This window comes from Bacillus sp. SIMBA_008, from assembly GCF_046535495.1.
Taxonomy (GTDB): Bacteria; Bacillota; Bacilli; order Bacillales; family Bacillaceae; genus Bacillus; species Bacillus subtilis.
On the sequence record NZ_JAWRWL010000624.1, the window covers coordinates 1 to 264 of the forward strand.

Genomic DNA, 264 nt, shown 5'->3' on the forward strand with positions numbered 1-264 from the left:
GGTGCAAGCGCGCAAAACAGAGAAAACAAAGCAAATAAAAAAATACATAGCAATAACGGTTTTCTTCTTCCCTTCGCGTCACTTAACGGGCCGACAACAACCTGTCCGATTGTCAGTCCGATCAGACAAGCGGTTAAACTGAGCTGGACAAGCGAAGCGCGGGCGCTTAAATCTTCGGCGATTTCAGGGAAACTCGGCAGATACATATCTATATTGAGCGGCCCCAGTATCGCAAGCATTCCGAGAAGAAAAGCCAGCGCAAGC

General features: G+C 48.5%; 1 protein-coding gene. It reads right to left on the reverse strand.

Annotated elements, in window-relative coordinates; genetic code table 11:
- On the reverse strand, positions 1-264 hold a 264-nt coding region (locus tag SB658_RS24700), incomplete at both ends, for an MFS transporter (RefSeq protein ID WP_410603032.1).